The 26,569-nt window shown below is 62.8% G+C and carries 20 protein-coding genes and 1 pseudogene; 3 read left to right on the forward strand and 18 right to left on the reverse strand.

From position 1 onward, the window contains the following. Positions 1-139 precede the first annotated feature (139 nt). Positions 140-308: pseudogene (locus V6657_RS26450) on the forward strand (SAM-dependent methyltransferase); the annotation flags it as partial. Positions 309-383: 75 nt separating this feature from the next. Here V6657_RS26450 and V6657_RS26455 read toward each other — a convergent pair. From V6657_RS26455 to V6657_RS26515, 13 genes are all read right to left on the reverse strand, one after another. Further along, the gene (locus V6657_RS26455; protein WP_248694748.1) at positions 384-662 is read right to left on the reverse strand and encodes a hypothetical protein; all 279 of its coding nucleotides are present in this window, start codon (positions 660-662) and stop codon (positions 384-386) included. A gap of 557 nt (positions 663-1,219) precedes the next feature. Next, positions 1,220-1,969: a molecular chaperone gene (locus V6657_RS26460; protein WP_048931512.1), complete on the reverse strand. Its 750-nt coding sequence runs from the start codon at positions 1,967-1,969 to the stop codon at positions 1,220-1,222. Positions 1,970-2,031: 62 nt separating this feature from the next. Beyond that, complete coding sequence (locus V6657_RS26465; protein WP_082170074.1) at positions 2,032-3,156, reverse strand: fimbrial protein; 1,125 nt, start codon at positions 3,154-3,156, stop codon at positions 2,032-2,034. A gap of 94 nt (positions 3,157-3,250) precedes the next feature. Then, a complete protein-coding gene (locus tag V6657_RS26470) occupies positions 3,251-5,815 on the reverse strand; it encodes a fimbria/pilus outer membrane usher protein (protein WP_200900870.1) in 2,565 nt (854 codons plus the stop codon). 190 nt (positions 5,816-6,005) lie between these two features. Beyond that, the gene (locus V6657_RS26475) at positions 6,006-6,779 is read right to left on the reverse strand and encodes a fimbria/pilus periplasmic chaperone (RefSeq protein ID WP_048931515.1); all 774 of its coding nucleotides are present in this window, start codon (positions 6,777-6,779) and stop codon (positions 6,006-6,008) included. A gap of 93 nt (positions 6,780-6,872) precedes the next feature. Then, positions 6,873-7,415, reverse strand: coding sequence for a fimbrial protein (locus tag V6657_RS26480; RefSeq protein WP_048931516.1), 543 nt, complete (start codon positions 7,413-7,415; stop codon positions 6,873-6,875). A 473-nt stretch (positions 7,416-7,888) separates the two neighbouring features. Next, entirely contained in the window at positions 7,889-8,428 is a 540-nt protein-coding gene (locus tag V6657_RS26485; protein WP_048931517.1) for a fimbrial protein, read from the reverse strand. 228 nt (positions 8,429-8,656) lie between these two features. Further along, on the reverse strand, positions 8,657-9,418 hold the full coding sequence (locus tag V6657_RS26490) for a molecular chaperone (protein WP_048931518.1): 762 nt from the start codon (positions 9,416-9,418) through the stop codon (positions 8,657-8,659). A gap of 114 nt (positions 9,419-9,532) precedes the next feature. Beyond that, complete coding sequence (locus V6657_RS26495; protein ID WP_048931519.1) at positions 9,533-10,189, reverse strand: response regulator; 657 nt, start codon at positions 10,187-10,189, stop codon at positions 9,533-9,535. Continuing rightward, positions 10,186-11,064 carry an ATP-binding protein gene (locus tag V6657_RS26500; RefSeq protein ID WP_248694749.1) on the reverse strand — a complete coding sequence of 293 codons (879 nt, stop codon included), beginning with the start codon at positions 11,062-11,064 and terminating at the stop codon, positions 10,186-10,188. Before V6657_RS26500 ends, V6657_RS26495 begins: the two co-directional genes overlap by 4 nt. After that, positions 11,022-11,627: a hypothetical protein gene (locus V6657_RS26505; protein WP_248694750.1), complete on the reverse strand. Its 606-nt coding sequence runs from the start codon at positions 11,625-11,627 to the stop codon at positions 11,022-11,024. Before V6657_RS26505 ends, V6657_RS26500 begins: the two co-directional genes overlap by 43 nt. Positions 11,628-11,942: 315 nt before the next feature. Next, positions 11,943-12,836: a LysR family transcriptional regulator gene (locus V6657_RS26510; protein WP_048931520.1), complete on the reverse strand. Its 894-nt coding sequence runs from the start codon at positions 12,834-12,836 to the stop codon at positions 11,943-11,945. A gap of 54 nt (positions 12,837-12,890) precedes the next feature. Further along, entirely contained in the window at positions 12,891-13,565 is a 675-nt protein-coding gene (locus tag V6657_RS26515; RefSeq protein WP_137884620.1) for an isochorismatase family protein, read from the reverse strand. A 382-nt stretch (positions 13,566-13,947) separates the two neighbouring features. Here V6657_RS26515 and V6657_RS26520 point away from each other — a divergent pair, with 382 nt between their 5' ends. After that, the gene (locus tag V6657_RS26520; RefSeq protein WP_248694759.1) at positions 13,948-15,987 is read left to right on the forward strand and encodes a TonB-dependent receptor; all 2,040 of its coding nucleotides are present in this window, start codon (positions 13,948-13,950) and stop codon (positions 15,985-15,987) included. 10 nt (positions 15,988-15,997) lie between these two features. Here V6657_RS26520 and V6657_RS26525 read toward each other — a convergent pair whose 3' ends face one another. Continuing rightward, complete coding sequence (locus V6657_RS26525) at positions 15,998-17,470, reverse strand: sensor domain-containing diguanylate cyclase (protein ID WP_048931522.1); 1,473 nt, start codon at positions 17,468-17,470, stop codon at positions 15,998-16,000. A gap of 586 nt (positions 17,471-18,056) precedes the next feature. Here V6657_RS26525 and V6657_RS26530 point away from each other — a divergent pair. Beyond that, complete coding sequence (locus V6657_RS26530; RefSeq protein WP_048931523.1) at positions 18,057-20,312, forward strand: M1 family metallopeptidase; 2,256 nt, start codon at positions 18,057-18,059, stop codon at positions 20,310-20,312. Positions 20,313-20,427: 115 nt separating this feature from the next. Here V6657_RS26530 and V6657_RS26535 read toward each other — a convergent pair whose 3' ends face one another. The 4 genes from V6657_RS26535 to V6657_RS26550 are packed head-to-tail and all read right to left on the reverse strand — an operon-like array spanning position 20,428 to position 26,487. Beyond that, entirely contained in the window at positions 20,428-20,751 is a 324-nt protein-coding gene (locus V6657_RS26535; RefSeq protein WP_048931524.1) for a P-II family nitrogen regulator, read from the reverse strand. Beyond that, a complete protein-coding gene (locus tag V6657_RS26540) occupies positions 20,748-23,906 on the reverse strand; it encodes an efflux RND transporter permease subunit (RefSeq protein WP_048931525.1) in 3,159 nt (1,052 codons plus the stop codon). The genes V6657_RS26535 and V6657_RS26540 overlap by 4 nt, the downstream gene beginning before the upstream one ends. After that, the gene (locus tag V6657_RS26545; RefSeq protein WP_048931526.1) at positions 23,903-25,120 is read right to left on the reverse strand and encodes an efflux RND transporter periplasmic adaptor subunit; all 1,218 of its coding nucleotides are present in this window, start codon (positions 25,118-25,120) and stop codon (positions 23,903-23,905) included. The genes V6657_RS26540 and V6657_RS26545 overlap by 4 nt, the downstream gene beginning before the upstream one ends. Further along, entirely contained in the window at positions 25,117-26,487 is a 1,371-nt protein-coding gene (locus V6657_RS26550) for a TolC family protein (protein ID WP_048931527.1), read from the reverse strand. Before V6657_RS26550 ends, V6657_RS26545 begins: the two co-directional genes overlap by 4 nt. Positions 26,488-26,569: the final 82 nt, after the last annotated feature.

The following is a 26,569-nucleotide window of genomic DNA, read 5'->3' on the forward strand; positions in this document are numbered from 1 at the left end:
CTCGGGAAACCGGGGCCTTTTTTTCATGGCGCGCTCGCGCGTGCATTGCAGCACGCCTAGTCAACCTCATGCACCTGTGTGCATGTGCGCCCCCACCATGCAGCCAATGAGGTGAGAGCGTGTCTGCCGGATCCTGCACAACGTTGCCGAGTTGGTTGGGTGGAAGCACGCGATGAAGAACAAGCTGGTCATCGCGCAGTACGCAGTGGACGAACCCGCTGCGCAAGTGCCCGACCGAGCGGCTGCGTGAGGTGATCAGCACACTGGGGCTGGAAGAACGGCATGAGCGGTGCTTTGCGCTGGCTTGAATCGGCATTGGGTGGCATCGGCCTGCACGGCCTGATGGCATCCCCGCCCGTCTCGGGGACACGTCCGTCTGGTTGTTACTGGCTCTCGCCAGCCCGCTCTATGGCGGCAAGCACTTCCCACGTATCAGGGTTGATCTGACAGCCCTCCAACACCATCGACACGAACGCGCAGATGCCATCCAGAAACCCCGCGCGATATTCCGGCGGGTGCCTGCTGGTGTAGGTCAGTTCCCAGCGCAATGTGTCGGGTCGGAGCTTGCGGTGGACACGCAGGTCTGCCTGTGTATAGCGGAGGTAGTCCCGCGCGGCCAGTGCGCCGGTCAGGTAGATGCGACGTTGGGCAGGGGTCATCATTGCGCGCCTCCTGACCGGCAGGAATGAAGGCAGCGTATGGGTGGGGATGGGTAAGACGCGGGGCGGTACCCGCTATAGACAGATGGCATGTCGGCCTCTCTAAGTTGCGTAGGAGGCTCGCCATCTCGTCGCCAGACGAGGGTGGCGGGCCTGACGGCGGGGCTGGCGAACCGGCCCTTAGAGAACGACCGGCAGACCCGAAGGTCTCCCCACCCGGCCCGCCGTAAGAAACACAAGCGAGTGAGGGCGGACCGTCGCTTGCGCGACAGCCTCTCTAAGAACTGCTGTGCAGATCGCCAGACCCGGCTACCGTTGGTGCGGCAGCGGTGGCAATTATAACGAGGAGGATTGCGCGCGGATTCTGATTCTTGGGCGCTAGATTGCAATCGCCCAAACAAAAGGCCGCCTTTGCAGGCGACCTCCATCACATCATGTCGTTAGCATTGCGCTTGGCACCTGTCTTTGCACGACGCGCCAGCAACTTCGCCGCGTTGAAAACACTGGCACCAAATAAAAAAACCGGCCACGTAGGCCGGTCATGTCACCCGCTTCGACACTCAGGGGGCAATTTGCGCGTCGGTTTTTTTGTCACTGCCGAAATCGTCAATCCACGTAAAAGAGAGTCTGCCCTCACCTTGCTGAAGCGCCTGGACTGGCACAGGCAACTCAATGGATGACAACGGCGGCACCACACCATCGCCCGTTTCCAACGGCGTCTTTGCGTCGCCCAACTCGACAGTCGCCAGGTTGACATGCCACGGCGTGGGGTTGTCGATATGCAGCTTGCGCTCGTTACCTTGCCCCACCCAGCGCCAACGCAACATGGCCGGCGCTTCGGCGGCGCTACCCGGCAGACCTGATGGCCGGTAGAACAGCTTGATGCGCGACCTGACAGCCAGATTCAGCTTGGCATCGGCTGTGTTGGAGCGTTCCGGCACATCCAGCACGTTGATATAAAACAGGGATTCACGATCGGTGGCCAACGCTGCGCGGTCAACCGTCAGAATCCGGATCGCCTGCTGGCTGTCGGGCTCCAGCCGGAAAAACGGCTTCGAAACGATGAATGGGATTTTCAGCTGCGCGGGGTCAACAAAGCGGTCCCCCTGATCCAACCAGAGTTGAAACAACGCTGGGCGCTTGCCCGAATGGATGATCGGCAGCGCTTGTTCGCGGTCAGCCTGCGTCAGGATGACACGGGTTAAGCCAAGGCTGGTGCCGCCGCTCTCACCGCCAGCGTAGGCGGCAAACGGTGCGCAGCAGGCCAGCACCGCACCGGCCAGAGCACGCGCAAGAGCCCATGATTTCATGTACGACATCTCCGTGCGGCGCTGTTGTCCAGCGCACGGCTGGACGCTGGGCCAGCGCTGGTTTAACGATAGTCGATTGTAAACGTCGCCTCAGCCTCAACTTTTCCTGGGCTCACGGTAGGCGCCGTCTGGTACAGGGCCGCGCGCAACGGAACCGTATAGTTGCCGGCCAAGCCAGAAAAACCGGGCACATCATATGCCGTGCCAAACGCCAGCGTGCTTTCCGTACTGCCGCTCAGGCGCCGCACGCGCACACCGAGGCCGGTTGCCCCACCCGCTTTCAGTGCCAGCACACCATCCGTCGCACTGATGGGCGTGATGACCGGGTCCAACTGGTATGTCATGGACGTACCTGCTGGGCAACTGGTCAGGGCCAAATTGAAATCGCGCTGTGCCGGGGTGGAACCCACACCGGTAAAGCGGCTTGCATCAACGGAGCCAAAATCCACCTCCACGTTGGAGGTCGTGCATGCAGGCCGAACCACGCTGGTTTTTCCTCCAATGGTGTAGTTCGTCTCTGGTACTGTGCCGAAGTATTGAGCCGGCGGCAAGGCGGCCCAAGCACTGGGCTGAGATCTCGCAATGACAACACCATCCAGGTCAATGGTCCCAGAACCCACTGCACCTGTCGTCCGTACCAATGCAATAGCCACCCGCTCACGTAAAGACTCGGTGCCCGAGCCACCGCCGGAGAGCCCGCCCGCTGCGGCTGCCACTACCCCCGTGGTGGCGCTATAGGACTTGTAGTAACTGCAACTCGCAACAGGACTAGAACCGCAACCGATGGTGTAACTGCTATAGTTGGCTCCAGCAACTGCAATCCCAATTCCTGGCACACCGCTCTCGAATACAGCAATGGTGGCGTGGCCAGCATCTGGCGCGGTCACGGTCGTATCAGTAATACTCTTGCCTCCGCTATACACCAATGTGGTTCGCGACCCACCACTGGAACCGGAACCGCTGGACACATTGATAGAGCAGCTGTATCGGACCGGCATGGTTGTTGCAACCCAAGTTGACAGTAGCTGACCCTTAGTCGCGCTGGCCGGCACCGTTATCGTAGCCGGCAGCGATAGCACTACAGTGCCGCCTCCCGTGCAGCGTACGCTGCTCGACGCATGCGCCGCACCTGCTATGAGCAGCATCACGGCCATTGGCAGCAGGCGCTCCATCACAAACTTATTCATTTCATCCGCTCCGTTCTGAGCACACCACACTCAATATTCAACATGGAAACTCGCGCGCTTTGGCGCCGCTTCAATTTCCGCCCCTGCGGCGCATTTAGCGCGCCGTTCTTGCCGCCAGCGGCGTCATGTTCCGGTTCTTCGTCAGCACATCAACCCGGCACTTGGTGACCACCAATTCGCCACTGGCCACACCGGCCAGGCTGTAGTCGATCGCACACTGCTGCGCGGCACCTTGGCCCCAGTTCACGGACAGGCGCCCCTTTTCTTCCACACCCCGCACCCACAACCGGCTGCCCTGGCCCACCACGCCCACCACGTCGCCGGCTTCGTTGGTCACTTCCACACCAAACGGCAGCGGTTGACCATTGTCTTGCGGCGCCTCGATCAGTGCGCTGCGGCCGCTGACGGTGGGAACCGTCACCTTTACGATTGCGCCGGCGGTGGGCACCGTCATCACAGAAGCGACCTTCAGATCGATATCCAAGGGCAGGCCCTTCGGGTCCACCGTCACATCGTTGCGGCGGTAGGGGCTCAGATACGGCACCACGGCAAACCCCTGGGCGTTGGTTTTCACGCCCACCGCGTTACCAATCTGCGCGCCTTCTGCGTTGGGCACTTCCACAATACCAATGGTGTCGCCCAATTGCTGCGAGAACGCAACGCCGCCCTTGTGCAGCACCACGCCCCCCGAAGCGCCCACCGACAACTGGCGGCTGCCCGAGGCCTGGCTGAAGCTGGCATTGAGGTCGGCAACCGGCAGGTTGTAGTTCAGGCCACCGCCCACGTTGTTGTTGCCGGTGCTATGGCCCACCGAAGCGTTGTAACTGCCCTGGCGGTTTTCGCCAAAGCTGCCGCTCAGGTTGCTGTTGATGCTCGAGCCGCCGTTGCTGCTACGGTTGAAGCTGGTGCTCATCGACGGCGCATTGCTGCCTGCCTTGCCCAGCGGAATACTCACGTTCAGGCTGATGGTGTTGTTGGTACGCGTAGCACCACCGTTGAACAGCGACTGTTCCATCGTGCGCTGAACGTTGATGTTGTAGTTGATGCGGCGCCACGAGTTACTGTAGCCGGCCGAGTAGCTGGTGGTGCGTTGGCTGTTGCTCCAATAGTTGGCGCTGCTGCCGCTGATATACAGCGAGCCATTGCCTTCGCCCAACCGCTGGTTGACGGTCAGATCAACACGGCTGCGCTGGCGTTGCACATTCTGCCCGTCCAGCCCGGCGCTCAGGTTGTCGCGCAGGCGCGCCGCGTCCGACAGCGACAGGTAGCCCTGCGTGGAATACCGATAGGCCGCCACCGAGAAATAGGTACCGGTGGTGACCATGTTCTTGCTGTAGGTCACGCGGTAGGACTGACCCGACATGGTGCTGCCAAAACCGGGCATCTGGCCGGGCAGGTTTGTCCTGGACGCAGTCACGTCACCCGAGAAAGCACCCAAGCGCGTGTTGACTGCGCCGCCAAACAGCGCAGCCCCGTAGCCTTGCGATGCTGTCACGCCGCCAAAGAGCGTGACCTGGTTGCTGATGCCGCGACGCAGCGTTGCTTCCACAAAGCCGGGCTCGCTGCCTGCGGTGGCATTGCGCAGCTTGCCAGCCGTCACGCTATAGCGCTGCTGGCCTTCGCGCAGCAGTTGCGGCACGGCGGCAAAGGGCACGGTGAAACGCTGCACGCGGCCGTCGGCCTCGGTCACCTCAACCTGCAGGTCACCGCCGTAGGACGTGCCGTAAAGGTCTGCGATTTCAAACGGGCCGGGCGACACCATGGTTTCGTAGACGACCGTGCCAAGCTGGCGGATCGTCACGCGCGCGTTGGTCTGCGCAATACCACGTACAACCGGCGCGTAGCTGCTCTCGGAATCGGGCAGCATCCGCTCGTCGCTGCTGATGTTGGCGCCGCGATAGTTGACGCTGTCGAAAATGTCGCCGTTGGTGGTGAAGTCACCCAGCGTGAGCTGCGCTTCCAACTTTGGCACGGCGCGCTGAACGTAGGTACGCCCCGCACTGTAGTGCGTGCCGGCGCCGCTGGTGTCCGAAAGATAGCCGTCGTGACGGAAGCGCCATGCGCCCACGTTCGCGCCAGCATTGAGCACCACGCTGGTGGTGTAGTTGCTGCCACCCCCGCTGCTGTTCAAGCGCAGGTGGTTGGCGCTGTAGCCCACGCGCGCGGCGGTGATGCCGTCGTCCCAAAGCTCCGGGCTCACCCACCCGCGCGGATCGCGTGCCAGATAAGCCTGCGGAATACTGACGTCGAGCACCTGCTCACCGGCATCAAAGCTGACGGTGGCGTCGGGAATGTAGTTGGACAGGGCATCGCAGAACGTCTCTTTCGGCAGCGGGCGCAGCCGTGTTACCTCGCCCGTTTGCTCCGACACCACCCGCCGTGCTTCCACACGCGTGGCGTTCAGGCCAAACAGGTCTACCAGCTGGGGCGTCAGGCAGACGGCGGTGCTGCCGTCATCCATGGCGCGCACTTCCACATCACGACGGCCAACAGTCGCGCCGTTGATTCGGACGTCGGCACTGTAGATGCCCGGCAACATGTCGCCCTTCTCGAAACGATCCAGATCAACCTGCTGCGCGGATTTGCCGTACAGGAAGTTGCGGTTGAACTCAACGGCCTGCGATGCCATCGCAGCCGACGGCAACAGCAACGTGGACATCACCGCTTGAGCCAGTTGGCTTCGTCGCAACCCGATGAGGGTCAGAGGTGAATTGCGGGACATAGCTGGATGCTCGGGAAAATTTGGGCGCAGGAATGCGCCCACGCAAATGCGTGGGGCGCACCACACTTGGGGAAACGGGAACTACGAGAAACGAGAACTACAAGATGCGATGCCGCGTCTGGTGCGGTCAGCGCGCGGCTTGTGCCAGCGGAACCGATTGGGCGCGCACTGCGCCTTGGTCATTCACGTACTGGAACTGCACGTCGCCAGCCGCAGGCTTGTGATTCAGGCCTTTGAGCGGAAACACAGCAACAGACGCCGGTGCCACCAGGCCGATGTCGCTATACGGGTAGTTCTGCCCATTGGCGCTCAAACCCACGCTGCTGAAGTTGACGTAGTACGGCGTCGGATTGTTGGCTTGCAGAGCCCAGCCGCTGCCATGAGCAATGACAGACCATTGCAGGTGTTCATGGGCCTCTGCAGCATCCACTGCATTCAACCCTTCTGGGCGATAGATCAGCTTCAGACGCGTACGCACGCTGAGCTGCATGTAGTTGTTTGGGGCCGCCTCAGCTTCAGACTTGGCAGAAGGCGTGGGCGGAATGTCCAGCACGTTCAGCCAGTACAGGCTCTCGCGATCCTTCGGCAGGTCTGCTGCAGTCGACAGGATGCGCAGCACCTGGCTCTTACCTTGATCAAGACGGAACATCGGGGGCCGCAACACGAAGGGCGCATTCGCCGCTTCCGGTGTCGACCGTTCATTGCTGCCATCGTCTGTCCATGCCTGGACCAGTGCAGCACGCTTGCCGGTGTTCTGGACTCGGACGGTCACTTCACGTTCCTTGCCCGGAAAGAGGACTCGGGTGCCGTGCACAATGACCTCGGCTTGTGCAGCCACGCTCGCAAACAAGGCAAGCGGCGCCAGTACGCAAGCACCAACTAGATGGCTTTTGATCTTCATTGTGCATTCCTCCCTTGAGTTTGCCCTGGGAGCACCCAGGAAATGGCTGGGGCCAGAAGCGCCCCAGCCGCTGCAATCAACCGTTCAGGTCGATTACGGGTAGATCACCGAGTATTCAACGCTGGTGTCCACCAGGCCTGCAGTCGCGGCACCCGTGGCGTAGTACTGGCCGTACAGCGGAATGGTGGCCGAGCCGCTGGTGACGGCGATGGTTTCGGAGTTGGTGTTGTCGAGCAGGTTGATGTCTTGACGCTTTTCGTTCATCAGCACCACGTCCACGTTGGTTGCCTGACCGGCACCAGCGGTGTTGCTCAGACGACCAGCGGTGTTGACGTTGGCGCCGTTGTGGAAGTACGCCTTGACGTTGCTTGCCGAGCAAGCGTCGGCACCCGTACCACCCACCACGATGTTGAACGGCACTTCAGCGATACGCGAGCCCGCCGTTGCCAGCGAGTTGGCAGCAACCTTCGGCAGCGTAACGGTGGCGTCAGCGGCGCCGGAGCCGCCCACGTCGATCTTGCAGCTCGTGGCAACGACTTCACCCTTGAAGGTGATGGTGCCGTCTGCATCAGCAGCTTGTGCCGAAGCAGCAACGCCCATGGCCAGAGCGGCGATTGCGATAGCGATCTTGTTCATAGTTTTGCGCAAAAAAACGATATTGAGATACGGGAGCATTGGGTTTGACTGCCAGGCATCGCCTCCCGAATGCGCTTGCCTGTTGTCTGCAACTTTATGGAAAACCGGCACACTCGATAATCGGAATGCTCTGAATCTTGGGCGTTGCAGCATGACCACAAGCATTTGGCTGGCGCAGGTTGCGCCCGTGTTCTGCGCAAGATTTGTTGCTGCGCCGCCTACCAAACGACCCTTCAAGCGCATGTCGCGTTGCGATGCGATTCGGCTCGTAGGCCCGCAAGTAAATTCGGATGGGCAGGAACGCCATGCGAGCGGCGCTCATCTGCAGGTAGCTGGCGATACGCGTTCGGGAGGGCCTGGCGGTGCGTCAGAACAACGCCCTCGCCAGATTGCGCCGAACAAGCCGATGTCAGGTAATGCACTGACGGCCGGAAGCAAAAGCCCCGGCCGTTGCGATCACCAGATCAGGTCGATTACGGGTAGATCACCGAGTATTCGACGTTGGTGTCCACCAGACCCGCAGTCGCGGCACCCGTGGCGTAGTACTGGCCAAACAGCGGAATCGTGGCCGTGCCGCTGCTGATGGCGATGGTTTCAGAGTTGGTGTTGTCAACAAGGTTGATGTCCTGACGCTTGGCATTCATCAGCACCACGTCCACGTTGGTAGCCTGACCGGTACCAGCGGTGTTGCTCAGGCGCCCAGCTGCGTTGACGTTGGCGCCCTTATGGAAGTACGCCTTGACGTTGCTTTGGGAGCAAGCATCCGCGCCAGAACCGCCCACCACGATGTTGAACGGCACCTCAGAAGTACGGGAGCCCGCCGTTGCCAACGAGGTGGCGGCAACCTTCGGCAGCGTAATGGTGGCGTTGGCTGCGCCTTCGCCACCCACGTCGATCTTGCAGCTCGTCGAGAGGACCTCGCCGTCAAAAGTGATGGTGCCGTCGGCGGCTTGCGCTGAAGCGACAACACCCAGGGCCAGCGTGGCGGCCAGTGCGATAGCGATCTTGTTCATACTTGTACGTGTACGCCAAACAAGGCGATTGAGCTTGCGGGAGATGGGAAATCGGAACCGAGGCATCGCCCCCCGAACGCGCTTGCCTGCAACAGGCAAGCCTACGAAACCCATACACTGCGCAGCAATCAGAATGCTCTGACTTTGCCGCGCCCGTCACGCAAAAACAGGCTTTCTTTGGACGTCACGCTGCCGCATCGCAAGCGGACAGGCAGGCGTTGGAAATCTCTACCGACTGAGATCGGCTTCTTGTTCCCTGACTGCACCGTAGTCATCAATCACATCAAAGCTGACTTTGACTGTGTCGCCGAGTTGGGCGGGGAGTTTGCGCGCATCGAGCCTGAACATGGCTTTATCACGTGGTGCCACCATGCCGCCTTCATTCAACTTGCCGCCGCCATCGATCTTCAGGCCAATCCGTGCAAAGTTGACGTAGTAAGGCGAAGGGTTGAAGACCTGGAGCGCCGCACCTGTTCCGCCCCCGTCGGCCACCCACGTCCATTTCAGTTGCTTGAACGCCGTCGCAGCGCCTCCCGATAGCGCCACCGGCCGGAAGATCAGCTTGAGTCGCGTGCGAAATGCGAGTTGAAGAGTATTGCCATCCTTTGCACCAGCAGATCCGGACGGCACTTCTAGCGCGTTGAACCAGTACAGGGTTTCTCGATCGAGCGGCAAAGGCTCGCGCGTATAGCGCAGGCGTACCACCTGGCTCCTACCGGGCCCCATGCGAAAGATGGGTGGCACAAGCGCGAATGGCACATCGGCCTCTTCCGGTGCAGCCAACTCATCGCCGGCATCCACCCACACCTGTACCAGTGCGGGCACGGTGTTTTCGTTGGTCAGCCGGACAGATACCTCTCTATCCTGCGCGCCGTAGATGACGCGCGTTCCATCAACAACAACGGCGGCATGAGCGATGCTCGCACTCAGCCCGGCCCACCAGACCAGTGCAGCGGCGACACGACGAAATTGACGAAATGGACGAGACATACCAATAGATGCTCTTGCGTTGAATCGTGCAATTTTGATGAAGCACCGGCACGAAAGTTATAGGACTACGCCTAACCTCGCTGAAATTTCGTTACGTGCTGAACCGTGGCGCAGTCATACCGCCATCGGCTGCATGCGCGAAAGACTCAGCAACATCGCATAGTCACGCACCAGCTCCACAACAGACCTCACCTGCAGCTTGTCGAACACATTGGCGCGATAGGTCTCCACGGTACGTGGCGACAGGCCGCCGAGATTGCGCGCAATCTCCTTGTTGCTGAGGCCGCTTACGATGCCGTCGAAGACCTCTCTCTCGCGCGTGCTCAATGTCGCAATACGCTCGGCCCGCACTTGCTGGTCGTCGTTGCCATCGCCTTGCTGGCGCCGCTTGCGGATTGCCTGCTGGACCACGCCAATCAGCTCGTCGTCATCAACGGGTTTGCGCAGAAAGTCGAGCGCGCCGCCTTTGAATGCGCGGCGGCACGAGTCGATGTTGCCGTGGCCGCTCATCACAACAATTGGCAAGTCGTAACGGCTGCTCACGTGATCCAGCAAGTCCAGGCCGCTCATGCCCGGCATGCGAATGTCGAACAGCGCGCAGCCGAGCGCGGTGTCGCCGGCATCTGCCAGAAAGCTGTTCGCATCGGGGTAGCAGCGGGTCTGCAGGCCGACCGTGCGCAACAGCAAGGCAAGGCCTTCGCGCACGGCTTCATCGTCATCAACGATGGCGACCACGGAGGTGTCGATCTGCGTGTCGGGGGTGGTGTTCATGCGGACGCCTCTGCGAGTGGAAGTGTCAGTACTGCCTCGGTACCACCCGACGGCAGGTTCTGCAGGGTCAGGGCGCCATCCAGGCGTTGTGCGAGCGTGTCGCACAACGGCAGGCCAAGGCCCAGCCCGCCGGAGCGTGTGGTGAAGAAGGGTTCGAACAGGCGCGGCAACACATCGGCGGGCACACCCGGGCCGTTGTCGACCACGCTGAAGCGGTAACGCTGCCCGACACAACTGCCACTGACGCGAATCTCGCCACGCGTGCCATTGCGCGGCGTGGCCGCAAGGGCATCGCGTGCATTGCGGATCAGGTTGTACAGAATCTGTTCCACGGCAACCTGCTCGCCGAGTGGTTGCGCGCGCGGTGCGGTGTTGCTCCACACAAGGTGGATGTTGTCGCGCGCCATTTCATCGCGAAACAGGAACAGCAGCGTGCCCATCAAGGCATCGGTGTCGATGGCGCTGCGTTTTCCCGCCTGCGTGGAGGCAACGCCCGTGCGCAGCCGATCAAGAATGGCAGCCGCCCGCTTGGCCTGTGCGACACCGGTTTGCAGCGCCCGGCGCACGCTGTCGCGCTCGGCCGGCATGTCGAGCATGCGTTCTGCGGCGCGGGTGTGCGTGATGATGGCGGTCAACGGTTGGTTGAGTTCGTGCGCGAGGCCGGCGGCCATCTCGCCAAACGTGTCCAGCCGGCCAAAGCGGTCAATACGGGCCCGCGTGTGCTCGCGTCGATGGACTTCACGCATTCGCCATGCACCCGCTGCACCCAGCGCGATCAGCACTGCAACGACATTCCATAGAGCAATCGGGAGCCAGGGCAGATCGGCCAGCGTCAGGGTGCGCGTGGTATCCAGCACAAAGGCTTGCGGCTGCACGGGGAGGTGTTTTTCAAGGTGAAACTCCAGCCCGGCTGCGCATCTGAACGGGGTCGCTGCAACAGGCTGAACGTGTGGTCGCGCAGGCGCAGCGCGGCGGATGACACCGATTCCGGCCAATCCCCCGCGTCGAGCATTTGCGACGGTTCGACGCGCACTGCCCAACCACTTTCCGCAACGATCCAGTACGCCTGTGCGCCATCAAATTCCAGTGCGAGCGTCCCGTTGCCGGCATGCGCAAGCGCGGTCGTCGGCATGATGCCGCCCTCCCCCTGCCATCCGGCGCCGGGCGTCCAATGGGCGATGGCGGTGACTTGCGGCATGCGCTCGCGCAGGCTGTCGAGCATGTCTTCCGGAGGTGCGGCAAGCGGGGTCGCGCCCAGCGTTGCCAGGATTGCCTCATGCTGCGCGGCCTTTTGACTGAGCTGCCGGATGGCGATGCTGGAATCCTGAAAGAAGCGGTTGTACGCCTCTGAAACAGCGCGCGAGACGATCAGCGCTGTGCCCGCAAGGCTCAGTGCAAGCCAGGCCAGTAACAGGATGACGCGGGCGGGAATCTTCATAGATGGGATGGGCGTTGGCTGGCGTTGTGGGGAGTGGGTTGTAGGTTGCGTTGGCCACGGTGGCCCGGGATTCGCTCATCCCTCCTGTCATAACGAGGATGGCGATCGGACGGCGGCCGTCATCCGTCGGGCAACGCGGAGCGAACTGCACGGCGTCTTCACGTGCAGAAGAATCGAAACGGAGAATCAGGTTGCGCCAGGGCCAGTGACCGGCCCCGCGTCACAATTCGACACGTGAGCGAATGTACCGACCGGCTGCGGTTGGGCGAATCGGAACGGTCTGATTCCGCGTGGATGCGGCGCACCGGGTGCCGCCTAGTGTGCGCGGTAGTGCTCGCTCATGTAGTCGACAAAGGCCCGCACCTTGGGGGCCACATGGCGCGTGTGCGGATAGAGCGCGTAATAGAAGCGCTTGCCGAGCGTGCAGCCCGGCAGAACGTGGACTAGGTGCCCACGCGCCAGCGCCGGCCGCACGGTGTTCCAGGTAAACGCGGCAATGCCGACGCCCTCCAGCGTGGCCGAATAGGCGGCGGTAATGGCATCGGTCGTGAGCCGCCCCTCCAGGGGGAGGTGGACTACCTCGCCCCGCGCGGGTTCGATCACCCACTCGGTAGCTGTCTGCGAGCCGGAAAAGGCGATCAGCTCGTGCTTGGCAAGGTCATGCGGCGTGGCCGGCAACCCGTGCCGGGCCAGATAGGCCGGTGAGGCGACCAACACGATATCGGACTCGACCAGCGTTCTCGCTACGAGGCTGCTGTCGCCCAAGGGCTGGCTGATCCGCAGCGCAACGTCAAAGCCGTCGGCAACGAGGTCGACCATCTCGTCACTGCACGACAGATCGAGGCGGATGTCGGGGTAACGCTTCTGGAAGGCCGGCAGCCAGTCGTCAAGCTCCAGGGTGCCGATGGCCAGCGGCACGCTCACGCGCAAGGTGCCGGCCACACGCTGGTGCTCATGTGCCATGGCCTGCGTGGCGGCGTCCACGCGCGCGAGGATGTCGATGCAGGCTTCGTAGTAGCGCTGCCCGGCGGCCGTCAGTGAAAAGCGCCGCGTTGTACGGTTGAGCAATTGCACGCCCAGCGCAGCTTCAAGATTCTTCAGCTGCCGTGACACGGAGGAATGCGTGCTGTCGAGGCGCTCCGCCGCAGCGGAAAACCCTTGTGCTTCGACGATGGCGCAAAACACGCGCATTGCAAGCAACTGGTCCATAGGCGCAAATGAAGAAAGCGGGCCTAGGCCCGCCTTGTGCATCAAGAAAGTGGATTAGCGCAGCGGCAAGCGCTCGATCTCCGCCGTCTTCATGACATAGCCGAAGGTGTCTTCAACTTCTGCCAGCGCAGCGCGGTGGAGGTCATCCTTGTTGATCTTGTCGCCATTTGCACGGGTGATATCGCGCGTGGCAGAGGCGTCGGATGCTACCACGACGTTGTAGCCCAGCGGCGCTGCGTCACGCGCGGCACCGGCCACGCAGGCGTGAGTCATCAGACCGGCAATCACGACCGTCTTGATGCCCTTGGCCTTCAATTGCTTGTCGAGCTCAGGCTTGAAGCTGTTCGCGCTGGAGAACACGCTCACGGTGTCCTTCTTGACCAGGATGTCGTTCGCGCGCGGCTCCATGCCCGGCTGGAACTTCACCGTGTCGCCGTCCACCGCAAACACGGCGGAGCCGGCGGGGGTGACGTGCTGCACCTGGAAGACCGGCATCTTGTTCTGGTCAGCAAAGGCGATCAGCTTCTTGGCGTTTTCAGCGGCCTTGGCGCCGTCCGGAATCGGCATCTTGCCGGTGGAGTATTCCTTCTGGAAGTCGATCACGATCAACGCGGTCGTCTTCGGGTCCAGATGATCCAGCGTGCCGACGCCCGACATGGCGCGAATGGTCGGATGCGGGTTGGGTTGCGCGGCAGAGGCGTTGGCAACCACGGCAGCCGTGAGCGACATGCCGGTGGCGAGCGTTTTGATGAAATGGACAAGGCGGAAGGTCATGGCAGCTCCTGGGAAGAAAGTCAGGAGCGCAGTCTGTCAGCGTGCCTTGTTCAGGACCAGACCACTTGGGCGACAGGATTTGTGCACGATCTGCACAAGTTGCCGCCCCCCAAAAAAATAGACCAAGTAGCCCAGCCCACCTAAGCGGCCCGTCAGGTGATACCGTCCGACCGGCATATGCCTTGCATACCCGGCACCCGCTTCAACCATCACAACCCAACATCCGGGGAGACTGCGCGACATGCGGCGCATGGGAATCATCTTGTCGGCACGGCTGCGATCGCCGCGCCTGTTGCAAACCTTGTTGGGCACCGCCCTTCTGCAACCGCTGGCCGTGATGGCCGGCGGCACACAGCAAAACGAACTGGCACTGGATGCCACCACCGTGCATGCACCACAAAGCGGCACGCGCACCGATGTCGACACGGCCAATACAGGTTATGTGTCGCGCGCGCAGCTGGAAAACCGCCCGCTGCTGCGCCCCGGCGAGCTGCTGGAAACGGTGCCCGGCCTGATCGTCACGCAACACAGCGGGGACGGCAAAGCCAACCAGTACTTTCTGCGCGGCTTCAACCTGGACCACGGTACCGATCTGTCGACCACCGTGGCGGGCATGCCCGTCAACATGCGCACACACGCGCATGGGCAGGGCTATACCGACCTGAACTTCGTCATCCCGGAACTGCTGAACGGCATTGCGTACCGCAAGGGGCCGTACTTTGCGGAGGACGGCGATTTCTCCGCCGCAGGTTCGGTGCGCATGGACTACATCGACCGCTTTCCTGATGGGCAGCACGGCATCGCCCAGGCCGAGATTGGCGAGCACGGCTACAAGCGTGGGCTGCTGGCAGGGTCGACGGAGTTGCCAACGGACAGCCTGCTCTACGGCGTTGAGTGGTTGACCGAGAACGGCCCGTGGACGGTGCCCGAAGGCGTACACAAGCTCAACGGCGTGCTGCGTTACACCGTACCGCTGGGCGGCGGCGAGCGCTTGCGCATGACCGGCATGGCGTACAAGAACGCGTGGCAATCCACCGATCAGGTGCCGCAACGTGCGATTGACCAGGGCCTGATCTCCCGCTTTGGCGCCATTGACCCGACGGACGGTGGTGCGGCGTCGCGCTATAGCCTGTCGGCGGATTGGCTGCGGCCGCTGGGCGATGGGTCTGTCACCGCCAACGCTTACGTCATCAAAAGCCGGCTCACGCTGTTCTCCAACTTCACCTACGCGCTGAACAACCCGGAGCGCGGCGACCAGTTCATGCAGTTCGAGAACCGCACGACGGCCGGCGCCAACGCGGCACGCACGTGGTTCGGCGCCCTGGCCGGGCTCGACAGCGAAACCGAGATCGGCACGCAAGTCCGCTATGACCGGCTGGACCCGATCAGCCTGTCGCAGACCGAAGCACGCACGCCGTATGCACTGGTGCGCAGCGACACCGTGAACGAAACCAGCGCCGCACTCTACGCACGCAACAGCACGCAGTGGACGTCCTGGCTGCGCACCGTGGCCGGCCTGCGCGCCGAGCAGTACTGGTACAACGTGGGCAGCAGCAATGCCAGCAACGCCGGGCGCGGCTCTGACCACATCCTCAGCCCCAAGCTGAGCCTCATCCTCTCGCCCACCGCGCAGACCGATGTGTTCTTCAACTGGGGACGCGGTTACCACAGCAACGACGTGCGCGGCGCCACTACCACAGTCGACCCCAGCACGGGTAGCCCGGTGCAGAAGGTGAGCGTACTGGTGCCTGCAGTGGGGTATGAAGCTGGCGTACGCACCCGCAATGTGTTGCCGGGTCTGCAGCTCTCGGCATCGTTGTGGCGGCTGGATATTGGCTCGGAGCTGGTCTTCTCGGGCGACAGCGGCACCACCGAGCCCAGCCGCCCAAGCCGGCGCACGGGCATTGAGTTAGCGGCGTACTACACGCCCCGGCCCGATCTCATCATCGATGCCGATGCGGCGTTCTCACGTGCCCGGTATCGAGACCATGAAGCGGCGGGCGACTACATTCCCGAGGCAATCCAGACGACGGCATCGGCAGGCGTGTCCTGGGCGGTCGGCCGCTGGACGCTGGGCACGCGGCTGCGCTACTTCGGCCCGCGCCCGCTGATTGAAGACAACAGCGTGCGCTCGGCGTCGTCGTTCCTGGTCAACCTGAAAGCGGGTTATCGCATCCGCAAGGATGTGCGCGTGTTCGTGGAGGTGCTCAACGTGTTCAACAAGCGCGCGAACGACATCGACTACTACTATGCGTCGCGCCTGAAAGGCGAGCCCTCACCCGTTGATGCCGATGGCGTGCCGACCGGCATCCAGGACCACCATATCCACCCCGCCGAACCACGCACGTTGCGCGCGGGCATCGCCTGGCGTTTCTGACGCTTGCGCCCTACGCTGGCCGCCCGCTCTCGTGCTGCACGCGCTTGTCTTCGTACATGGCGGCATCGGCTTCGCGCAGGGCGTGTTCCAGATGGCCCGCCTCGTAGCAGGTTGCGCAGCCCATCGAGAAGCCCAGCGCCGAGCCTGAATAGAACTGGTTGTTGAGCTCAACCAGCTTGCGCAGGCTTTCGATCAATGTCTGGCCGGCATGGGCGTCTGCGCCGGGCATGAGTATCGCAAATTCGTCACCACCGATGCGTGCCGCGTAGGACGGCTTGTCGACGGCCTTGCCGAGTACCTCGCCGGCGCGGCGCAGCAGTGCATCGCCTGCGGCATGGCCGAGCTGGTCGTTCACGGTCTTCAGATCGTTCAGGTCGATCATGATGACCGTCACGGGGAACGGCCCCTTGCGCTCCAGCCGGTTGACCTCATCCACGTAGAACGAGCGGTTCTTCAGCTTGGTCAGCACATCGTGCTTGCCGAGGTATTCCAGGTAGGACTCGGCCTTCTTGCGCGCGGTGATGTCGGTCAGGGCCAGCAGCACCTTGCTCCAGTCCTTCTCACGACCGGGAAACACCGAGAACTGCAGGTGGATGTTCAGCGGATTGCCATCTAGCCCGTAGTTGACCACCTCGCGCTGTTGGAAGAGCTTGCCTTCCCACAGGTCGATCAACTGCTCGCGAAAGTGCGGGCGCATGTCGTCGCGAAACACTTCGGGCAAGCGGCTGAGCAAATCATTGCGGTTGCGCGCCTTGAACATCTCCAGCGTGAAGCCGTTGACGTCCAGCACCTGGATCTCCTGCATGCAGCGCTCGACAAACTCGGGGTGCACGTCGGTAAAGGTGCGGAAATCGGTGATGCCCTGCTCGCGCACTTCATCCAGCAGCGTCTTGATGGTGCTGAAGTTCTCTACCCAGAGCGAAACGGGGGCGTGCTCGAACACACCCTGCGCATAGAGCTGGCTGGCGGCGGCGCGGCGACGGGCGTCTTCCAGCTCGGTGATGTCGTCTACAGCCACGAGCACGCGGTCCCACGGCTGGTCGTGATCGGGCAGCAGCACGCCTTTGAGCAGGATGTCGAGGCGGCGGCCATCGAGCGTGTAGTTGACGCTGCGGCTCTCGAACGACCGCTCGCCAGACCACATCTGCACCAGTTCGCCCACGTGGGCTTCAAGCATGTCGTCGCGCAGGACGTCGGCCAGGCGGGCGGTCAGGGTTTCGGCGTCCGGGGCGGCGTACATGGCCAGCGTGCGCCGGTTCACGCGCAGCACCTTGATGCAGGCGGAACACGCCGCCACGCGTGATACGTCTTCTTCCAGAAAGCGCTGCAGGTCGGTCACCCCGGCTTCACGCCATTTGGCGAACAGGCGGTGGAGATCGCTGTAGTCCTCCAGCCAGAGCGAGGTGGGAGTGACATCGAAGAAGTCGATCAGATCGACTCCGACGGCAGCCGGGCTGCTGACGCTATCGGATGCGGATTGCATGAAACTCAACCAGGAGAGCAAGTTAATAACCAACGTTGCGAGCGTACAGGCTTTGCGCACCGCCGCGCGTGACGCTTGCCTCATCCGGAAGAATTACCCCCGCATGACGACCGCCCCCAAGCGTCGTCAGCAAATCGTCAGAATATATTCAGCGCGTTTTTATTCCGCATTATCGACAGGTGCTGCGCGTACAGTTTTGCTTTATCTAACGTTGTAATAAAGCGCCGCCGCATTTTTACGAAACATTCAAGAAGCGCGCGCTTCATTTCGATTTTTCAACGCGCTTTGCAAAACTCGCATGCAACCGCCAAGATAACCCGTTGGAACGTGCTCTTCCGGGTCAAAAACTACAAGAAATCGGGCAACCCACTGCCGCGCGTGAATTAAAAAATTTCGTCTCGATTCAGAGAACTTTTCCTCCAGAATCCGTGCATCCCTGAGCAGGGCTGTGGCGACACTGTCACGCCATGTCGTCGTTTATGTCCTGCGACTGCGGGGTTATTCCTGTCCTGATTCGGCGGTCCTCCCCCCCCAAATCTTTTCGAGCCCTGGGCTGCCGATTCGTTTCCATCTGAGGAGAAAGGCAATGCGGGATTCGACCACCACCCGTCGTACGGCCGCGACATATGCCAACGGCGCAGCGACCAGCGGCGCAGGCAACCGTCACACACGCCGCACGTTCAAACTCGCCCTAGTGGCCCAGGCGACAGCGGCGATGATGATTCTGGCGGCTTGCGGCGGCGGCGGAGACGACACGCTCAGCCCAGCAGGCGGCAAGCTCGGCGCCAACGGCTCGGAGCAGCAGGGCAATGCCAATACCGGCAACACCAATGCACCGGCACCGGCCGTTGATGCATCCGTGCCGCCCGTGGAATTGCCGGACTACATCAAACCCGTCAACTACAAGCTGTGGTTCCGCCCCAGCGCAGACCTGAACAGCTTCTCCGGCCGCGCGGATGTCGAGATCAAGGTCACCAAGCAGACCGGCGCTGTCACGCTGGCCGTGCGTGACCTGAAGCTCGACGCCTCGCGCCTGACGCTCACCCCCACCTCCGGCGGCGCATCGCGCGTGCTGGTACCAGTCCCGCAATCGCAAGGTGCCTTCTATGACCTGCGCGACCCAATCGGCGACATCAAGCCCGGCAACTACGTGCTGCACATGGAGTGGACGGGCACGATCAACTTCACCAAGGCAGAAGGCATCTTCAAGCTGGGCCTGCAGGCTGCGACCGGCGAAAGCTCCGACGCCATCGTCACGCAGGGCGAATCCAACTTCGCGCGTGAATGGTTCCCGAGCTGGGACGAGCCCGCCTTCCGCAACACATTTGAGGTGACGGCAGAAATCCCAGGCGACTGGAAGGCCGTGGCCAACGGCAAGCAAACCGGTGCGACCAAGCTGCCGGACGGCTATCAGCAGGTCTCGTTTGCCAAGACGCCTTCGATGCCGGCCTACCTGCTGTTCTTCGGCGGCGGCAAGTTCGACATTCTGGAAGACAAGTTCACCAACCCGCTGGACGGCAGCAGCATGCGCCTGCGCTGGTGGGTACCACCTGGCGAGGCGCACTCCGCAGTGGCCGGCATGCAGTTCACGAAGGAAGCGCTGAACCACTACTACAACTACTTCCAGATCCCGCTGCCGTTCGACAAGATGGACACCATCGTCGCCAACGACAGCTACAACAACAAGAACGCCGGCTTTGGCGGCATGGAGAACTGGGGCGCCATCTTCGAGTTTGCCGACCAGGTGCTGGTGCCGCCCGATGGCGCGCCCACGACAGTGCACTCGATGGGCAAGGCGCGCTCGTTCGTGGTGGTGTCGCACGAGCTGGCGCACCAATGGTTTGGCGACCTCGTCACGCTGGACTGGTGGGACGACATCTGGCTGAACGAATCGTTCGCCAACTGGTTCGAGAACGTCACCAAGATTACGATCCACCCGGAATTCCAGGGCAACACGTGGGCCGACTACGCTGCGGTCAAGCAGCGCGTGATCACGCTGGACCTGCAGCCGACGGCCGTGCCGGTGCAGCACAACCTGAGCGATGCCGGCTCGATGGACTTCCTCGACCGCTTTGCCTACAACAAGGGCGGCCACGTTCTGCAGATGCTGGAGAACTACGTTGGCAAGGACGCCATGCGTAAGGGCCTGCAGAGCTATCTGAACAAGTACAAGTTCGGTAACGGCACGCCGCCGCGCCTGTGGGCAGAACTGGAAGCCGCCAGCGGCAAGCCGGTGGGCAAGGTGGGCGACAGCTTTGTGCGTCAGACGGGCCTGCCGCTCGTCACCATTGATGCGCAGTGCAACCCGGCCACCAACCAGAACGTGCTGACCATCACGCAGAAGGCCTTCCCGAACAAGAACGTCTACTCCGGCTACCAGTGGAATGTGCCGCTCACGCTGGCGTACGGCGACAACTTCGGCCAGACGCAGACCATCGTGCTGGATCAGCAGACCGCGCAGGTCACGCTGCCGACGTGCTCTGCCGTGCTGGCCAACCCGTCGGGCCTGGACTACTACGTGACCAACTACAGCCCGACGCTGTGGAGCAACCTGCTGGCGCAGGCTGGTGCCATCACCACCGATGCCACCAAGACCAACATCGCGGGCGATGCCACGCAGTTGTACAACGCACAACTCATCACCAAGGCGCAGTACGACCAGATCGTCGGTATCAAGAACTTCCAGCCTGCCGTGGCAACACTGGCCGCCCAGGCCGTGAAGCCGACCGGTTCGCTGCGTCCGCAAGCGGTGCAGCTGCAGGAAATGCAGTCGATGGATCGCCCGATCCACACCTTCCGCTACGAAGGCGTCATGAAACACCTGACCGACATCAAGCGGTAAGGACCAAAGTAAACGGGCCGCTTCCCGAGTGTGCTGGGAAGCAGCCCGCTGCAACGTTGGCTCCTGATTTCGGCGGACATGGTCCGCCGTTTTTCATGCGCGCATCACACGATCATCAACCCGTGCGATGCAGAAAGGTGGCCTGTATCACGTCGGTCATCCAGATCGCGCTATCGCCGGTCTGGCCGTGCTCCAACACCTTGACGGCGCTTTCGAACAGGATGCTGGCCAGTGCGTCGGATGCAACGATCTCGATACGCAAGCGCGGCACGAACTCCGTCAGGTCTTCCTTGATGGAATGCGGCCCAGCCTGAGAGGCTGTGGGCGGATAGCCATTCACCTCGCCCACCGTCATGCCGGGGAAGCCCTGGCAACTGCGCAGCGCCTCGTGCAGGCGCTCCAGCAATTGCGGGCGCACTACGATGCGGATTTCCTTCATGCCTTGCTCTCCTCATCAAACCATTTGTACAGCGTGGGCAGCATCACCAGCGTGAGCAGCGTGCAGGTCAGCAGACCGCCGATCACCACGATGGCCAGCGGCCGTTGCACTTCCGAACCCGGGCCGGTGGCAAACAGGAACGGGATCAAACCCAGCATGGCCACGGTGGCCGTCATCATCACGGGGCGGAACCGCATGCGCGAACCCAGCCGCACGGATTCCTCCACCGACATGCCCTGCTCGCGCAGGCTACGGATCGTGCTGACCAGCACCACCCCGTTGAGCACCGCGATCCCCCATAGCGCCACGAAGCCCACGGATGCCGGCACGGAGAGGTATTCCCCGGTGACAAACAACCCGATGATCCCGCCCACGGAGGCGAAGGGCAGCACCAGGATGATCAGCGTGGCGTAGCGCACGGAGTTGAACAGCAGGAACAGCAGGAAGAAGATGGCTGCGACCGTAATCGGCACGATCACCTTCAGGTGGCCCATGGCGCGCTCCATGTTCTGGAACTGGCCGCCCCACTCCAGGTAGTAGCCCTCGGGCAGCTTGACCTTCTGCGCCACAGCACCCTGCAGCTCGGCCACGAAGCCGCCCAGGTCACGGTCACGCACGTTCACGCCCACCACTACGCGGCGCTTGCCGAGCTCACGGCTGATCTGCGCGGGGCCGTCGGTCACCTCGATACGGGCGATGCTCTCCATCGGCACCTGTGCGCCGTTGGGTGCTGCCACGATCAGATTGCGGATGGCCTCTACGCTGCCACGGTAGGTCTCTGGCAGACGCACCACCGCGCTGAAGCGGCGTTCGCCTTCGAAGATTTCCGTGGCCTCCTTGCCGCCGATGGCGGTTTCGATCACGTTGTGCACATCAGCCGCATTCAGGCCGTGGCGCGCGATGGCTTGGCGGTCAATGGCGATCTGCAGATACTGCTGGCCGGTGATGCGTTCCACGCGCATGTCCTGCGCACCCTGGATGCCCTGCGCGACCTTGGCAATCGCCTCGGCCTTCTCACGCAGTACGTTCAAGTCGTCACCAAACACCTTGATGGCCACGTCCGAACGCACGCCGGTCACCATCTCATCCACGCGGTCGGAAATCGGCTGGGCCATGACGATCTGCACGCCGGGCAACACCTGCAGCGCCTTACGCATGGCCTCGGCAATGTCGTCCTGATTCCAGCCCTTGGGCCATTCGTCACGTGGCTTGAGCGAGACGATCGGCGTCGATTCGTTCTGGCCCTGCGGGTCGGCTGGAGATTCGCCACGGCCTACACCCGACACGGTTGACTTCACGCCGGGCACCTGCATCACCAGGCGCATGGCTTCCATCTCCATGCGGATCGACTCTTCCAGCGAGATGTTCGGCGCGCGGTTGATACCGGGCACCACCGAGCCTTCCTTCATCTCGGGGATGAACGCCGTGCCCAGGAACGGCATCAGCGCGCCGGTGGCAAGGAACACCGCCACGGCCACCGCGACAGTCTTTCGGCCGTTGTTCAGGCTGAACTCCAGCATGCGCAGATACGGTTTCTTCATCTTGCGAATCAGCCACGTGTCGTGTGCATCGTGCTCGGCATGCTTGTCGTGTGGATGGTCGCTGTGTTCGCCTTCCACATGCTTGTGCGCCTTCGGCTTGAGCAGATACGAAGACAGCACCGGCGTGAGCGTGAGCGACAGCACCAGCGAGAAGAACAGCGCAATCGCAATCGTGAAGGCCAGCGGCGCAAACATCTTGCCTTCCATGCCCTCCAGCGTCATCAGCGGCAGGAACACCAGAATGATGATGCCCACGCCAAAGATCACGGGTGTGGCCACTTCCGTCACCGCATGCAGGATGATGCGCGCGCGGCTCTCGTTCGGGTCGCGTGGTTTGGCCAGATGCGCGAAGGCGTTTTCCACCACCACCACCGAGCCGTCCACCATCAAGCCAATGGCGATCGCCAGCCCACCCAGCGACATCAGGTTGGCGGAGATACCGAGCTTGTTCATCGCGATGAACGTCAGCAGCGGCGTAAGAATCAGCGTGCCAACCACGATGAGCGATGAGCGGATGTCGCCCAGGAACAGCAGCAGCACGATCACCACCAGTACCACGCCTTCGGCCAGCACCTTGATGACGGTCTGCAAGGCAGAATCCACAAGGTCCGAACGCTCGTAGTACGGCACGATCTTCAGGCCGCCGGGCAGCATGCCGTCGTTGTTGATGGCCTTGACGCGATCTTGAATGCGGGCGACGACTTCCTTGGCGTTGCCGCCGCGCATCATCATGACCACGCCACCGACCGATTCCGTCACACCGTTCTTGACCACCGCGCCGGCGCGTACTGCCGTGCCGATCTTCACCTCCGCCACATCGCGGATGTTGAGCGGCGTGCCGTTGACCTCCTTGAGCACGATGGCGCCGATATCGTTGGTGTCACGCACCAGGCCCACACCACGGATCAGGTACTGCTCTGCAAAGTGCGGCAGCACACCGCCGCCTGAGTTGGCGTTGTTGGCAGCCAGCGCCTCGAACACCTGCTTGACCGTCACGTTGTGATGGCGCAGACGTTCAGGGTTGACCAGCACCTGGTACTGCTTCTCGTAGCCGCCCTGCGAGTTGATTTCCGCCACGCCCGGAATGGAACGCAGCAGCGGACGCACCACCCAGTCCTGCGCAATGCGGCGCTGCGTAAGTTCCTCTACGGAGAGCTCCTTGTCGCCATCATCCGGCCTGTCGAGCGTGTACTGGTACACCTCGCCCAGGCCTGTGGAGACAGGCCCCAGCACCGGTGTCACGCCTGTGGGCATGCGCGACTGCACCTCGATCAGCCGCTCCATCACAAGCTGGCGCGCGAAGTACACATCCGTCTCGTCGGTAAAGACGAGCGTGATGAGCGACAGCCCCGGCTTGTTGAGCGAGCGCATCTCAGTCAGTGCCGGCAGGCCGGTCATGGCCATTTCCACCGGCACGGTCACAAAGCGTTCGACCTCTTCTGGTGAGCGGCCAGGTGCTTCCGTGGCGATCTGCACCTGCACGTTGGTCACGTCCGGAAACGCATCCAGCGACAGCTTGCGTGCGGCGTCCAGCCCGAAGAACAGCAGCACGGCGGCCAGCACGGCCACCACGAGCCGCTGCTTGAGCGCGCCGCGAATCAATGCGTCGATCATGCACCCTCCATCTCGGCGCGCTTGCGCTCATTGTTCAGATGGAAGCCGCCTTCAACCACGATGGGCTGGCCCGCCTGCACACCCGAGACCACGGGGCGCACACCGTTGGATTCATCGCCCAGCTTGACGGGGGTGAGGCGGTAGTCGCTGTCCTTGTCGCTCGCGCGCACGAACACGTAGTCGCGGTTGTCTTCGCGCACCACGGCGGACGTCGGCACGACCACGCGCTCTTCGGGGCGCGACTGGATCAGCAGCGTAGCCAGCATTGACGGCTTGAGCGTGCGCTCAGCGTTATCGACCTCCGTGCGTACCGTGACCGTGCGTGATTGCGGATCAACAATGTCCGATACCCAGATCAGCTTGCCGACCATGCGTTCGCCCGCGCCGGTATCGATCTCCACCGACTGGCCTGCACGCACACCGGCGGCGGCATTCTCGGGCACCTCACCCACCACCCACACGCGCGACAAGTCGGCCACGGTGAAGAGTTCGTCGGCCGGCTGCACCACCTGGCCGCGAGTCACCTTGCGCTCGACCACCGTGCCGCTGATGCTCGCCACCACGGGCGAGATCGACGACATGCCGCCCGTGCGCATCTTGACCAGCGTGCCGGGGGATACACCCATCACACGCAACTGGTCCACCGCTGCGCGTACTTCAGCGTCGGCCATCGCCAGTTCGCTTTGGCGCTTCTGCAGTTCTGCCGAGCCGATCACGTCGGCGGCCAGCAGCAGCTTGGCGCGTTCCAGCGCGCGTGCCTGCAAGTCGCGCTGTGCGGCGGCCTTCTGATAAGCCAGTTGCGCGGCGCCCAGCTCGGTGCTGTGCAGTTGCGCGAGGATGTCGCCCGCCTTGACGTTCTGGCCCGGTGTGGCAACCAGTTCCGTCACGCGGCCTGTGACAGTGGCACCGATGCGTGCAACGCGCTGTTCGTCAAAAGCAATCTGCCCCGGCACGCGCAGCCGCTCGGAGATCGGCAGCTTGCCGACCTGTGCCACCTTCAGCCGTTGCACCAACGTGGGCTGCGCGACCACCAGGTTCGGGTCGGTGGCTTGCTGCGCGGACTTGGCATCGCTGGTGGCGTCCTTGCCGCAGGCGCCGAGCAACAGCATGGCCGCCATGGCCAAACCGGCCAGCCGGATCGAAGAAGAGAAAGAAGAACGTGGGTTCATGGTCAGGTGGGATTCTTGGGTTCGGTAAGCGGAGTGCTGGCTCATTGAGCCTCCGGGCGCAGGCGATCGAGCTCAACGGCGGCGGTGCGCAGATCGGCACGCGCGGCAATCAGGTCGTTGCGCGCCTGGCGGAAGACGCGCTGGGCGTCGAGAAAATCGAGGATGCCGCGCTCGCCATGGCGGTAGGCGGCTTCGGCCACGCGCAAGGCGGATTCGGCCTGCTTGACCACGCCAGACTCCAGCGCGCTGACTTGCGACTCGGCAATCTCGTATTGGCGATAGGCGGACTCAACGGCTTGGCGGGTCTGCAGCTCACGATCACGCAGCACGGCGCGCGCGCGTTCGAGCGCCGCCACCGCTTCACCCACCGGGCCATCGCGCCGGTCGAACAGCGGGATCGACATCACCACGCCCACGCGGTTGTCCTGCAGATCGGGGGCGCGATCCACCGTGCCGCGCAGCGCGAGCGATGGCCAGCGTTGGCTGCGCTCGTGCGCCAGGCGCGCCTCGCCTTCGCGCACGGCAGCGCGATCGGCTTCGAGATCGGGGTGGGTTGCCACCACCATACTGACCAGATCGGCCAGCGGCGGCAGGTGCGCGACCGGCGGTGCGTCGGCGCCGGCATCCACGTCAAAGGTCAGCGGCAGATCGGTGCCGACTGCGCGGCGCAGTTCGGCCAGCGACTGCTGCACGCGCAATGCGGCGGCCTGCTCGGTGCGTTGTGCGTTGAGCAGTTCGGCATCGCCACGGATCAGCTCGTAGCGCGGGGCCTCGCCGGTTTCCACCCGCACGGCGACACGACGGCGGATCTGTTCGACCAAGGCCACGTCTTCGCGTGCGTTGCGTTGCTCGGCTTCACGGCGGACCACGTCGTAGAAGCGCAGTTTGAGCTGGGCATCCACGTCACGCGCTTGCGATCGTGCGTTGGCCCGTGAGCCTTCGTAGGCGGCATCGGCGGCTTGCGCGCGGGCGGCGCGCTGCCATGGCAGATCGAGCTTCTGCGTGATCGACACGCTATTGGTGCGTCCTTCTGCCGCACCGGGCATGCGGGCACGCTGGCGGCCGGTCATGGCTTCCACCTCGGGGTTGGGCCAGGCGCGCGCGGTGGTCATGCCGGCCTGTGCAGCACGCACCTGCGCCTGCGATGCGGCGAGCGCCGGATGGTTGGCGCGCGCCAGTTCCAGCAACTGCGGCAGCGTGTAGCGCGGCAGGGGAAGCGCCTCGTCACGTGGCGCGGTGGGGGTGGCCGCAGGCGCCTTGGCCTGCGAGGGCGCAGCGGAGGCTGCGGGGGCTGCGAGAGCGGAAGCCGCCGAAGCCGACAACACGGTCAGCACAGCAGCAAGAAGCAAGCGTTGCGACGCACGCGCGCCCGCAGCGGGGCACGGTCGGGCCGCGTCCTGGTTGGACAACATCCGGATCATCCTGAAAAAGAAGAACAGCCAAGCGCGGGCGCCCTGCCCGTCAAAGACAAGGCAGGTGCCGCACTACGAACTC

This window comes from Ralstonia sp. RRA (assembly GCF_037023145.1).
In the GTDB taxonomy this organism is placed as follows: Bacteria; Pseudomonadota; Gammaproteobacteria; order Burkholderiales; family Burkholderiaceae; genus Ralstonia.

Bases quoted from the DNA above. Each gene is read 5' to 3' on its own strand.
- V6657_RS26510 (WP_048931520.1), bottom strand. From the start codon at position 12,836: ATGGACCAGTTGCTTGCAATGCGCGTGTTTTGCGCCATCGTCGAAGCA.
- V6657_RS26545 (WP_048931526.1), bottom strand. From the start codon at position 25,120: ATGAGCCAGCACTCCGCTTACCGAACCCAAGAATCCCACCTGACCATG.
- V6657_RS26465 (WP_082170074.1), bottom strand. From the start codon at position 3,156: ATGAATAAGTTTGTGATGGAGCGCCTGCTGCCAATGGCCGTGATGCTG.
- V6657_RS26525 (WP_048931522.1), bottom strand. From the start codon at position 17,470: ATGCAATCCGCATCCGATAGCGTCAGCAGCCCGGCTGCCGTCGGAGTC.
- V6657_RS26550 (WP_048931527.1), bottom strand. From the start codon at position 26,487: ATGTTGTCCAACCAGGACGCGGCCCGACCGTGCCCCGCTGCGGGCGCG.
- V6657_RS26460 (WP_048931512.1), bottom strand. From the start codon at position 1,969: ATGAAATCATGGGCTCTTGCGCGTGCTCTGGCCGGTGCGGTGCTGGCC.
- V6657_RS26520 (WP_248694759.1), top strand. From the start codon at position 13,948: ATGGCCGGCGGCACACAGCAAAACGAACTGGCACTGGATGCCACCACC.
- V6657_RS26485 (WP_048931517.1), bottom strand. From the start codon at position 8,428: ATGAACAAGATCGCTATCGCACTGGCCGCCACGCTGGCCCTGGGTGTT.
- V6657_RS26475 (WP_048931515.1), bottom strand. From the start codon at position 6,779: ATGAAGATCAAAAGCCATCTAGTTGGTGCTTGCGTACTGGCGCCGCTT.
- V6657_RS26505 (WP_248694750.1), bottom strand. From the start codon at position 11,627: ATGAAGATTCCCGCCCGCGTCATCCTGTTACTGGCCTGGCTTGCACTG.
- V6657_RS26515 (WP_137884620.1), bottom strand. From the start codon at position 13,565: ATGTCGCTCACGGCTGCCGTGGTTGCCAACGCCTCTGCCGCGCAACCC.
- V6657_RS26535 (WP_048931524.1), bottom strand. From the start codon at position 20,751: ATGAAGGAAATCCGCATCGTAGTGCGCCCGCAATTGCTGGAGCGCCTG.
- V6657_RS26490 (WP_048931518.1), bottom strand. From the start codon at position 9,418: ATGTCTCGTCCATTTCGTCAATTTCGTCGTGTCGCCGCTGCACTGGTC.
- V6657_RS26455 (WP_248694748.1), bottom strand. From the start codon at position 662: ATGATGACCCCTGCCCAACGTCGCATCTACCTGACCGGCGCACTGGCC.
- V6657_RS26470 (WP_200900870.1), bottom strand. From the start codon at position 5,815: ATGTCCACGTTGCTGTTGCCGTCGGCTGCGATGGCATCGCAGGCCGTT.
- V6657_RS26530 (WP_048931523.1), top strand. From the start codon at position 18,057: ATGCGGGATTCGACCACCACCCGTCGTACGGCCGCGACATATGCCAAC.
- V6657_RS26540 (WP_048931525.1), bottom strand. From the start codon at position 23,906: ATGATCGACGCATTGATTCGCGGCGCGCTCAAGCAGCGGCTCGTGGTG.
- V6657_RS26480 (WP_048931516.1), bottom strand. From the start codon at position 7,415: ATGAACAAGATCGCTATCGCAATCGCCGCTCTGGCCATGGGCGTTGCT.
- V6657_RS26495 (WP_048931519.1), bottom strand. From the start codon at position 10,189: ATGAACACCACCCCCGACACGCAGATCGACACCTCCGTGGTCGCCATC.